General features: G+C 62.2%; 9 protein-coding genes. 7 read left to right on the top strand and 2 right to left on the bottom strand.

All coding sequences use genetic code 11. The annotated features are described in order from the left end of the window. On the top strand, positions 1–1,127 hold a 1,127-nt coding region (locus FJ424_RS33075; protein WP_140786396.1), incomplete at its 5' end, for a porin. Positions 1,128–1,349: 222 nt separating this feature from the next. Here FJ424_RS33075 and FJ424_RS33070 read toward each other — a convergent pair. Beyond that, a complete protein-coding gene (locus tag FJ424_RS33070; RefSeq protein ID WP_140659955.1) occupies positions 1,350–3,029 on the bottom strand; it encodes a sulfotransferase in 1,680 nt (559 codons plus the stop codon). Between the two features lie 65 nt (positions 3,030–3,094). After that, positions 3,095–4,777, bottom strand: a complete 1,683-nt coding sequence (locus FJ424_RS33065; protein ID WP_140659956.1) for a sulfotransferase — start codon at positions 4,775–4,777, stop codon at positions 3,095–3,097. Between the two features lie 135 nt (positions 4,778–4,912). Here FJ424_RS33065 and FJ424_RS33060 point away from each other — a divergent pair, with 135 nt between their 5' ends. From FJ424_RS33060 to FJ424_RS33035, 6 genes are all read left to right on the top strand, one after another. Further along, positions 4,913–6,025, top strand: coding sequence for a pyridoxal phosphate-dependent aminotransferase (locus tag FJ424_RS33060; RefSeq protein ID WP_140659957.1), 1,113 nt, complete (start codon positions 4,913–4,915; stop codon positions 6,023–6,025). Positions 6,026–6,238: 213 nt separating this feature from the next. Next, entirely contained in the window at positions 6,239–6,520 is a 282-nt protein-coding gene (locus tag FJ424_RS33055) for an acylphosphatase (RefSeq protein WP_140659958.1), read from the top strand. 97 nt (positions 6,521–6,617) lie between these two features. Continuing rightward, positions 6,618–7,265 carry a TetR/AcrR family transcriptional regulator gene (locus FJ424_RS33050; RefSeq protein WP_140659959.1) on the top strand — a complete coding sequence of 216 codons (648 nt, stop codon included), beginning with the start codon at positions 6,618–6,620 and terminating at the stop codon, positions 7,263–7,265. 48 nt (positions 7,266–7,313) lie between these two features. Beyond that, positions 7,314–8,477 carry an isovaleryl-CoA dehydrogenase gene (locus FJ424_RS33045; RefSeq protein WP_140659960.1) on the top strand — a complete coding sequence of 388 codons (1,164 nt, stop codon included), beginning with the start codon at positions 7,314–7,316 and terminating at the stop codon, positions 8,475–8,477. 62 nt (positions 8,478–8,539) lie between these two features. Further along, positions 8,540–10,084, top strand: a complete 1,545-nt coding sequence (locus FJ424_RS33040) for a carboxyl transferase domain-containing protein (protein ID WP_281405458.1) — start codon at positions 8,540–8,542, stop codon at positions 10,082–10,084. Between the two features lie 2 nt (positions 10,085–10,086). Beyond that, the gene (locus FJ424_RS33035) at positions 10,087–10,617 is read left to right on the top strand and encodes an O-acetyl-ADP-ribose deacetylase (protein ID WP_140659962.1); all 531 of its coding nucleotides are present in this window, start codon (positions 10,087–10,089) and stop codon (positions 10,615–10,617) included. The last annotated feature ends 161 nt before the right edge of the window (positions 10,618–10,778 follow it).

The raw sequence follows: 10,778 nt of genomic DNA, 5'->3' as shown, positions 1-10,778 counted from the left end.
GTGCTCGCGCCGCGGACGCAGTGACCGTCGCCGAGCCGGAACCGGCCGAATACGTCAAGATCTGCGACGTGTACGGCTCCGGCTACTTCTACATCCCGGGCACCGAGACCTGCCTGCGCATCGGCGGCTATGTCCGTTATGACGCCGGCTTCGGCGACGTTGGCACGTTCACCGGCGCACGCGCCGACGACGTCGTCACCGGCAAGAACCAGGGCACCTGGTACAAAGACGCCCGCTTCACGCTGAAGACCTGGACCGGCCAGGAAACGGAACTCGGCACGTTGAAGACCTACACCGAAACGCGGATGAATTTCCAAAATCACCCGTTCAACAACTACGGGGATAATGCTGCTGAAAACAGCTTCGACATGCACTTCGCCTGGATTCAGCTTGGCGGCTTGCGTGTCGGCTTGGACGAATCGGCATTCGATACGTTCGTCGGCTACGCCGGCAACGTCGTCAACGACACCATCGTTCCCTATGGCGGGTTCAAGACCGGTGTCGTTCAGTACTACTTCGACGCTGGCAACGGTTTCTCGGCGATGGCCTCTCTCGAAGAAGGTTCGGGCGGCGGTGCACAGACCCCCAATGTTACGGGAGGTTATGGCTATGGCGTCGGCACGATCGACAGCTACGTTCCGCACATCGTCGGTGGCTTGAAGTACACGCAGGGCTGGGGTGACGTCGTCGGCGTCGTCGCCTATGACAGCAACTACGAATATGTGTCCGGCAAGGTTCGCCTGGACGTGAACGTGACCAACGAACTGTCGCTGTTCGGCATGTTCGGCTACGCCAGCGAGGGCAAGCTTAACGACACGACCGCATTGGACTTCGCGAACGGTCGCGGCTTCTACAAGCCTTGGGGCGGCAACTGGGCCTTCTGGGCTGGCGGCACCTACAAGTTCAGCGACAAGGCCTCGTTCAACCTTCAGGTGTCTGGTGATCAGTGGAAGGATTACGCGATCGCGGCCAATATTGCCTACACCGTCGTCCCTGGCCTGACGGTCACGCCCGAAGTTGACTACCAGCACGTTGGTTCGGATGCTTTCGACCACGGCAACGTTTGGGCTGGCGCCACGAAGAAGAACGCCGTCGGCGCGATCATCCGCTTCCAGCGCGATTTCTAAGACCAGATATTTCGGGGAGACAGGAGAACCCGGCGGGCAACCGCCGGGTTTTCTTTTTTGTTTGATGGGTATCGAGATCCAAGAACCGCTGCGCAGTTCGGATGTTGCATCAGCCGTGTATCCGAGGCGCCGTTTGGCGTTCGACCTGATTGCGCCGCAGCGCGGTGGAAAGCTTTAAAAATTCCGGGGAGACGGCGGGGCAGCCGCACCCCGTGATCGAAGTCAAACGTCGGCGAGGTCGCCCAACGCTTCGATCAAAGGCTGGATCTGACTTTCATAATTCTTCCAGCGCTTCACCGACGATTTGTAGATCGGCTGACGAACCTGCCAGCGGCTGGGCGTGGTGACCGCCCCTTCCCTGTCGAAGAAGCGCAGGCACGCGTCATCCCAAGGCAGGCCGAGATGATCGATGAGCCGGCGCGACTGTGCCTCTTGATCCTCTACGAGCGTCTCATAGCGGTTTTCAAAGATACGGCCTGGGAAAACCTCGTTCCAGTGACGCATCAAGCGGTCATATTCCCGATAGTACAGGCCGAGTGCCCGCAGGTCTGCATTGTAGCTGTGTGCCGAGTTGAAGGGGAGGACATAGCATGACACGCAATTGTCGATGGCGTCGCGGCGGCAGTGAATGATGCGCGCATTGGGAAACAGAAGGGCGATAAGACCGATCAGCTCAAAATTGTGCGGCTCCTTGTCGACGACTCGGAGCGCAGCAGGCGCCCGTTCTCTGAGGTAGGACAGATGTTCTTCGGCCAGTGTCCTGGTCAGTTCCGGCGTAAGGGAATTGACGGGCTTGCTCAGATCTTCTGCCGACGATTTGAGATCGATTGCGTTTGCTACCCGTCTTAGTTTTTCAAGTTCTCCCGCGCCATGAACTCCGGGATGACTGGCCAGGATCTGTTCCGTCAGTGTCGTTCCGGAACGGGGCATGCCAACCACGAACACAGGGAGATCGGAAGGATCGCCAAGGCCGGACGCGGCGGCAACCAGGCCAGGCGTGAAGATTTCAATCATCGAGTCCACGAAACGACGATACTGATCGATGTCGAATCTGTAGCCGGCGACCTGCTTGGCCTTGTTGAAATGGTCGAATGCTTCCGCATAGCGCTTGAGGTCGTTCTGCACTTTGCCGGCGGCGTAATGAAGGCTCTGCGCCGCCTCCGCGTTAAGCCCCGGACTGTCGAGTTCGCGAACGATCGATCGAAGTTCCGGAGGCTCTTCTGTAAACCTCCGGCTCTGCACGAGCTCGTAGTAAGCAGCCGCTGCGTCGACGCGGCGTTCGATCGCCTCTTTGAGATAGGCGCCGGCCTCGTCCATACGCCCAAGACCAGTGAGCGCAGCAGCCATTCCGGTCCGTGCCTTGGGGTGATCGCGGTTGATCTTCAGCGCCTTCTCATAAAGCGCCAATGCCAGGTCAGGTTTGTCGAACTGGGTATAAACACGCCCCAAGGCGCACAGGGCCTCCACAAGATCGGGCTTTATTTCCAAGGCATGCTGGATGTATTTGATCGCGGCCGAGAATTCACTCAGCTTCGCATAGGTCTCGCCGAAGCTGAGATGGTAGTATGGGTTTCCAGGCTCCTCTGCGACCGCACGCGCGAAATAGCGCAGGGCCGCCTCATCGTCATAGCCCAGACAAAGCGTGCCCATGATGTACAGGGCCAACGGATGGTTTGGCGTCCGCGCCAGCACTTCAAGGCATAAGTCCTGTGCTTCACCAAGCCGTTTGGCTTGTTGATGCTCATAGGCTTTCTTCAGCAGCGCGTCATCGGCCTGTGCACGTGCGAAAGAATTTGCCTTCGAGGGACCTGGCTGTGGCGGACTTGCCTGGGGCCATCTGGGCTTCGGCGCAGCGCCGGATTTGAGGTGTTTGGACCAGGCGGGCGGCAGACGATTGTTCATCGCGTCTGCTAGCAATAAGCACCCATGGAATCCAGTCAAAGCTCGGTGAGCAGCGAGCCTCTCGTTCAAATGTCCGCGAGGTCGCCAAGCGCCTCTATCAGCGGCCGAATTTCATTTTCATAATTCTTCCAGCGCTTGACGGAAGACTTGTAGATCGGCTGCCGGACCTGCCAGCGGCTCGGCGTGGAGACTGCCGCTTCCCTGTCGAAAAAGCGCAGACACGCATCGTCCCAGGGCAACCCGATACAGCCGATGAGACGGCGCGATTGTGCCTCCTGGTCCTCAACGAGCGTTTCGTAGCGATTTTCGAAGATGCGGCCCGGAAGAACCTCGTTCCAATGGCGCATCAAGCGGTCGTATTCGCGATAGTAGAGGCCGAGGCTTCTCAAGTCGTCGCTGTAGCTGTGATGACCGTTGAAGGGCAGAACGAAGCAGGAGACACAATTGTCGATGGCATCGCGGCGGCAGTGAATGATACGCGCCTTGGGGAAGAGCAGGCTGATAAGGCCGATCAGCTCAAAATTGTGCGGCATCTTGTCGACGATACGCAGCGCCGTGGCTGACCGTTCCGCGAGATAGGACAGATGCTCCCCGGCCAGCGTTTTCGACAGGTCCGGCGTGATCGAATCGACAAGCCTGTCCAACTTTCCGGCAAATGAGGGCTTGAGGCCGATGGCATTCGCAACCCGCCCCAATTTGGCAAGCTCCCCCGCGCCATAGACATCGGGATGACTGGCCAGGATCTGTTCCGTCAGCGTCGTCCCTGAGCGCGGCATGCCAACCACGAAAACCGGCACTTCGGAGGGATTGCCGAAGCCGTGCTCGGCGGCGGCAAACAACCCCGGCGTGAAGACCTTGATCAGCGCGTCAACCCACCGACGGTACTGATCGATATCGAATGGCTGAGAGGCCTGTTTCCCCTTCCGGAAATGATCGAACGCTTCATCATAGCGTTTGAGGTCATTCAGCACCTTGCCGGCGGCATGGTGGAGCAGCAGAGCCCCGTCTGACCCGAGTTTCGAATTGCCAAGTTCGCGAAGAATGGAGCGGAGTTCCGGAGGCTCGTCAGTGAATTTTTGTGTTTGGACAAGATTGTAATAGGCGCCCGGCAGATCGATGCGCCGCTCTATTGCCTGGTTCAGACAGGCGGCGGCGTCATCCATGCGGCCCACGCTGCTGAGGGCATTGGCCAACCCCACTCTAATCTCGGGATGATCGGGGTTGATTTTCAGCGCTTTCTCGTAAAGCGGCAAAGCCAGATCGGGCTTATCGGATTCAACGTAGGTGTGTCCCAAGGCGCAGAGAGCCACGACAAGATCGGGCTGCAGTTCCAGGGCGCGCTGCATATGCTCGATTGCCGGCGAATGTTCGCCGACCTTTGCGTAGGCCTCGCCCAGTCTCAGGTGATAGTAGGGGTTGCGCGGTTCCTCCGCGATGGCGAGGGCGAAATATTGCAACGCCATCTCGTCGTCATAGCCGAGGCATACGGTTCCCATGATGTAGAGCGCGCGCGGGTGTTTCGGCGTGCGCGCCAGAACTTGCAGACACAGATCCTGAGCCTGCTTCGGGCGCTTGGCCTGCTGATGGTCATAGGCCTGCTTCAGGAGCAGGTCGTCGGACTGCGCGCGCGCGTCCGGTTTCGATGGATTCGCCTGCGGCGATCCGGGCCTGAGCGCCGGAGCGGATGGCTTGGGTACCGGACCGGACTTGATATGCTTGGCCCAGGCGGGCGGCAGACGGTTGTTCATAGCGCTTCGCTAGCAAAAGAAGCCGCCGGAATCCAGCCCGCGCGAGACCATGCCCCGCCGACGGGTCCCCTGCCCTGCTTGCACCGGCCGGGGGATCACGCTAGCAAGAACGCCCCTTCCACGCGAGCTTTTGCCATGCGCCAGCGCCCGTCCCTCACGCCGATCATCGGCGCGCTTCCCACCACGGTTCCGTTCGTCGGCCCGGAGGCACAGGAGCGCGAGCGCGGCCGGCCTTTCCGCGCCCGCATCGGCGCTAATGAAAGCAGTTTCGGGCCTTCGCCGCGCGTCATCGCCCGCATGGAAAGCGTCGCCCGCGACCAGTGGATGTATTGCGATCCAGACAATTACGAGCTGAAGGTGGCGGCCGCCGCGCATCACAAGGTGGCCGTCGAAAACGTGGTCGTGGGCGAAGGCATCGACGGCCTGCTTGGCCTGGTGGCGCGCATGTATGTCGGGCCCGGCGAAGCCGTGGTCACCTCGCTTGGCGCCTACCCCACCTTCAATTTCCATATCGCCGGCGTCGGCGGCCGCCTGGTGACAGTGCCCTATGCTAACGACAAGGAAGACCTGGACGGGCTCCTCGCCAAGGTCGCCAGCGAAAAGGCGCCGCTGGTCTATCTCTCCAATCCCGATAATCCGATGGGAAGCTGGTGGGAGGCGCCGGATGTCGTCCGCTTCATCGCAGCGCTGCCGGAAACCACCATGCTGGTGCTCGACGAGGCCTATGGCGAGCTGGGACCGGCCTCGGCGCTGCCGGCGATCGATGTTGCGCGGCCGAACGTCATCCGCATGCGCACCTTCTCCAAGGCTTACGGCCTGGCCGGCATACGCTGCGGCTACGCCGTCGCGGAGGCGGAGGTGATCCGCGACTTCGAAAAGATCCGCAACCATTATGGCGTCAGCCGCATGGCGCAGGTCGCAGGCCTCGAGGCGCTTGCCGACCAGGATTACCTGCGCTCGGTCGTGGCGCGGGTGGCGGCAGGCCGTGAGCGTATTTCAGCCATTGCCAGGCAGAACGGCCTGAAGCCGTTGCTGTCTGCGACCAATTTCGTCACCATCGACTGCGGCCGCGACGGCGCCTTCGCGCTGAAGGTGATGCAGAACCTTTTGTCGCGCGACGTGTTCATCCGCAAGCCGATGGTGCCGGTGCTGGACCGCTGCATCAGGGTCAGCGTCGGGCTCGACCATGAGCTCGACATCTTCGCCGAGGAGCTGCCGGGCGCCTTGGCGGCGGCGCGAGGGAACTAGGATGTGTTGAGATTCAGGTGATGCCAGCCTGCAAATGCTGGTTTTCTGCGCTTCCGGTGCTCACGGACCCGAATGTCCGCTCCGCTCCGGTTCTCGAAAGCCACCATTTTCGGCTTGGCCTGACCTGAATCTCAACACACCCTAGCCCAAGCCCCTGTTGCCTTTGCCCTTTGCTGTGCCAGATTCCGCCAAGCGCAACGCGGAGCACAGGCAATGCAAGTCGAACATAGAATCGTTCGGGCGCGCGTTTCCGGTACGGTTCAAGGTGTAAGTTACCGCGTCTGGACACGCGCAGAAGCGATGCGTCTCGGGCTGACGGGTTGGGTGCGCAACGAGCGTGACGGCTCGGTCACCGCACTGATCGCCGGCGCCGATGCCGCTGTCATGGCGATGATCGAACGCCTGTGGCAAGGGCCGCGGGGCGCGCTCGTCTCGAAGGTCGAGATCGAAGAAGCGTCCGACGCCGCGCCCGTGGATTTCAGGATCATCGTCTAGTCTCATTTCGCCTCCCCGAACCAGGGCGGGCGACGAGCGTATGAGGTATCTTGAATTAATTGAACGTTCGTTTTATTAAATGCTGCTGGAGGCGAACATGGCGCGCACCACAGGTTCCGACGGGGAAAAAACCGAAGCGGCCGTCCGTGAGGCGGCGGTCAGCCTGATCGCGCGCCTCGGCTACGAGGCGATGTCGATGCGGCAGTTGGCGGCGGAGGTCGGCGTGCAGGCGGCCGCGCTCTATCGGTATTTCCCGACCAAGGAGGACCTTCTGTTCACGTTGATGCGTGAGCATATGGAAGGCCTGCTCAAGGCTTGGGAAGCCGCGCGGCCGGCGAGCGCTGATCCGGTCACCCGTCTTGCCGCCTATGTCGAGAACCACATCTCCTTCCACATAGAGCGGCGTCACGCCACCCATGTCTCCAATATGGAATTGCGCAGCCTCTCGCATGAAAGGCTGACGCAGATCCTCAAGATGCGCACGACCTATGAGAAGGAGTTGCGCACGATCCTGCGCGACGGCGCCGAAGCCGGTGTCTTTCAGGTCGACGATACCGGGCTCACCGCCATGGCGCTGATCCAGATGATGACCGGCGTCATCGTCTGGTTCCGGCCGGGCGAGCGGCTGTCGATCGCTGAAGTCACGGCATCATATCTTTCGATGACAATGCGCTTGGTCGGCGCGACAATCAGCCATGGCACCGCGCGTCCTTCCGGGCGCGCCAGGGACGCCGTGGCACTCTGATACAGGCATGATCTCCGCGAAGACCGGGCATGCGCAGGGAGGAACGGCATGTACACGAATACGCTGAACTTCGGACTTGATCCCGACATCGAGGCGCTGCGCGATACCGTGCGGCGCTTCGCCCAGGACAGGATCGCGCCGATCGCGGCCGAGATCGACCGCTCCAACGAGTTCCCCGCGCATCTGTGGGTCGAGCTCGGCGCGCTCGGTCTGCTCGGCATCACCGCCGATCCTGATTTCGGCGGAACCGGCATGAATTATCTCGCGCATGTCGTGGCGATGGAGGAGATTTCGCGCGCATCGGCCTCGGTCGGCCTCTCCTACGGCGCGCATTCGAACCTCTGCGTCAATCAGATCAACCGCTGGGCCACCCCGGCGCAGAAGGAGAAGTACCTGCCTGCCCTCTGCTCGGGCGAGACAGTCGGCGCGCTGGCGATGTCGGAACCAGGCGCCGGCTCGGACGTGGTGTCGCTCAGGCTGCGCGCCGAAAAGCGCAACGACCGCTATGTGCTCAACGGCTCGAAAATGTGGATCACCAACGGCCCCGACGCCGGAACGATGGTGGTCTATGCCAAGACCGATCCGGACCGCCATTCGCGCGGCATCACGGCCTTCATCGTCGAAAAGACGATGGCCGGCTTTTCAGTCGCGCAGAAGCTGGACAAGCTCGGCATGCGCGGCTCCAACACCGGCGAGCTGGTGTTCGAGAATGTAGAGGTGCCGTTCGAGAATGTGCTGCATGAGGAAGGGCGCGGTGTCGAGGTGCTGATGTCGGGGCTCGACTATGAGCGCGCAGTGCTCTCCGGCGGGCCGATCGGGCTGATGGCGGCCTGCCTCGACGTCGCTGTGCCTTACGTGCATGAGCGCAAGCAGTTCGGCCAGCCGATCGGTACGTTCCAGCTGGTGCAGGGCAAGCTCGCCGACATGTACTCGACGATGAATGCCGCGCGGGCCTACGTCTATGCGGTGGCCGCCGCCTGCGACCGCGGCGAGACCTCGCGCAAGGACGCCGCAGGCTGCGTGCTCTTCGCGGCCGAGAAAGCGACGCAGATGGCGCTCGACGCCATCCAGTTGCTCGGCGGCAATGGCTACATCAACGACTATCCGACGGGACGGCTGCTGCGCGACGCCAAGCTCTACGAGATCGGCGCCGGCACCAGCGAGATCCGCCGCTGGCTGATCGGGCGCGAGATCATGGCGGAGGGGGTGTGACAGTGACGCTTCAAACCCAGATCTCCCCCGCCTCCGACACCTTCCGCGCCAATGCGGAGCGTATGCGCGCGCTGGTCGCCGACATCGCCGAGAAGGCGGCAAGCATCGAGCGCGGCGGCTCCGACGAGGCGCGTGAGCGCCACCAGGGTCGCGGCAAACTCTTGCCGCGCGAGCGGCTGGCGCAACTGCTCGACGCCGGCTCGCCCTTCCTCGAGGTCGGCCAGTTCGCGGCATGGTCGATGTATGGCGAGGACATCCCGTCGGCGGGCATCATCACCGGCGTCGGCCGCGTCGAAGGCCGGGAAGTGATGGTCGTCGTCAACGACGCCACGGTGAAGGGGGGCACTTATTATCCGCTGACGGTGAAGAAGCACCTGCGCGCGCAGGAGATCGCGCTGCAGAACAACCTCCCTTGCGTTTATCTGGTCGACAGCGGCGGCGCCAATCTGCCCAACCAGGACGAGGTCTTCCCCGACCGCGAGCATTTCGGCCGCATCTTCTACAACCAGGCCAACATGTCGGCGGCCGGCATCCCGCAGATCGCCTGCGTCATGGGTTCGTGCACGGCGGGCGGCGCCTATGTGCCGGCGATGTCGGACGAGACGATCATGGTGCGCAATCAGGCGACCATTTTTCTCGGCGGCCCGCCGCTGGTGAAGGCCGCGACCGGCGAGGATGTCAGCGCCGAGGAACTCGGCGGCGCCGATGTCCACACCAGGCTTTCCGGCGTCGCCGACCACTACGCCATGGACGACGAGCACGCCTTGGCCATTTGCCGGCGCATCGTCCGGAACCTGAATCGGAACAAGGCCCTAAGCCTGAATTTGCAGAAGCCGATTCTACCGCTTTACGATCCGCAGGAACTCTACGGCATCGTGCCGACGGATCTGCGCCAGCCCTATGACGTGCGCGAGGTAATCGCGCGTCTCGTCGACGGTTCGGAGTTCGACGAGTTCAAGCAAAACTACGGCACCACCCTGGTCACCGGCTTCGCCCACCTCCACGGCATGCCGGTCGGCATCATCGGCAACAACGGCGTGCTGTTTTCCGAAAGCGCGCTCAAGGGCGCGCATTTCATCGAGCTCTGCTGCCAGCGCGGCATTCCGCTGATCTTCCTGCAGAACATCACCGGCTTCATGGTCGGTCGAAAATACGAGGCCGGCGGCATCGCCAAGGACGGCGCCAAGCTGGTGATGGCGGTCGCCACCGCGAAGGTGCCGAAGCTCACCGTGATCATCGGCGGTTCCTTCGGCGCCGGCAATTACGGCATGTGCGGCCGCGCCTATTCGCCCCGCTTCCTGTGGATGTGGCCCAACGCGCGTATCTCGGTGATGGGCGGCGAGCAGGCGGCGACGGTGCTCGCCATGGTCAAGCGCGAGGGCATCGAGCGCAAGGGCGGTGAATGGAGCGCCGACGAGGAAGCGAAGTTCAGGAAGCCGATCCTGATGAAATACGAGCATGAGGGCCACCCGCTCTACTCGTCGGCGCGGCTCTGGGACGACGGCATCATCGATCCGGCCAGGACGCGCGAGGTGCTGGCGCTCAGCCTTTCGGCGGCGCTCAATGCCGGCATCGAGGAGACGAAATTCGGCGTGTTCAGGATGTGACGATGGGCGCTCTCGGCGACAGGATCCGCATCCACACCGGCGACATCACCAGGCTCGCGGTCGATGCCATCGTCAACGCCGCCAATTCATCGCTGCTGGGTGGCGGCGGCGTCGACGGCGCCATCCATCGCGCGGCAGGGCCGGAGTTGGTCGCCGAATGCCGCATGCTGCATGGCTGCAAGACCGGTGACGCCAAGCTGACCAAGGGCTACCGGCTGCCGGCGCGCTATGTCATCCACACGGTGGGGCCGGTCTGGCAAGGCGGCGGCAAGGGCGAGGCGGAGCTGCTCGCCTCCTGCTATCGGCGCTCGCTCGAAATCGCGCGCGACCATGGCTGTCGCACCATCGCCTTCCCGGCGATCTCGACCGGCATTTACCGCTTTCCCAAGGACGAAGCGACCAGCATCGCCGTGGGCACGACAGCCGACTTCTTGCGACAAAACACGGTGCCGGAGGTCGTTACTTTCTGCTGCTTCGACGACCAGATGGCGGAGTTATATCGGCAGGCCGTTGCGGCCATTGGGGAGAGCTGATCTTGGAGCAAAAGGCTCAGTACAGGCAAATTCAGATGATCAGCTGGAGAGGCTGGCGGGACAGCGCCCCCCTCTGTCCTGCCGGACATCTCCCCCACTAGGGGGGAGATTGGCAGCTTTGGCGCTGCCGCTCTCTTTTCAACGATAGCGATTGGCGAAAG

This window comes from Mesorhizobium sp. B3-1-8 (assembly GCF_006439495.1).
GTDB lineage: Bacteria > Pseudomonadota > Alphaproteobacteria > Rhizobiales > Rhizobiaceae > Mesorhizobium.
The sequence above is the reverse complement of the archived record's forward strand: the minus strand, read 5'-3'. Positions and strand labels throughout refer to the sequence as shown.

Coding starts and splice junctions, on each gene's coding strand:
- FJ424_RS33070 (WP_140659955.1), bottom strand. CDS start 3,029: ATGAACAATCGTCTGCCGCCCGCCTGGTCCAAACACCTCAAATCCGGC.
- FJ424_RS33065 (WP_140659956.1), bottom strand. CDS start 4,777: ATGAACAACCGTCTGCCGCCCGCCTGGGCCAAGCATATCAAGTCCGGT.
- FJ424_RS33060 (WP_140659957.1), top strand. CDS start 4,913: ATGCGCCAGCGCCCGTCCCTCACGCCGATCATCGGCGCGCTTCCCACC.
- FJ424_RS33055 (WP_140659958.1), top strand. CDS start 6,239: ATGCAAGTCGAACATAGAATCGTTCGGGCGCGCGTTTCCGGTACGGTT.
- FJ424_RS33050 (WP_140659959.1), top strand. CDS start 6,618: ATGGCGCGCACCACAGGTTCCGACGGGGAAAAAACCGAAGCGGCCGTC.
- FJ424_RS33045 (WP_140659960.1), top strand. CDS start 7,314: ATGTACACGAATACGCTGAACTTCGGACTTGATCCCGACATCGAGGCG.
- FJ424_RS33040 (WP_281405458.1), top strand. CDS start 8,540: ATGCGCGCGCTGGTCGCCGACATCGCCGAGAAGGCGGCAAGCATCGAG.
- FJ424_RS33035 (WP_140659962.1), top strand. CDS start 10,087: ATGGGCGCTCTCGGCGACAGGATCCGCATCCACACCGGCGACATCACC.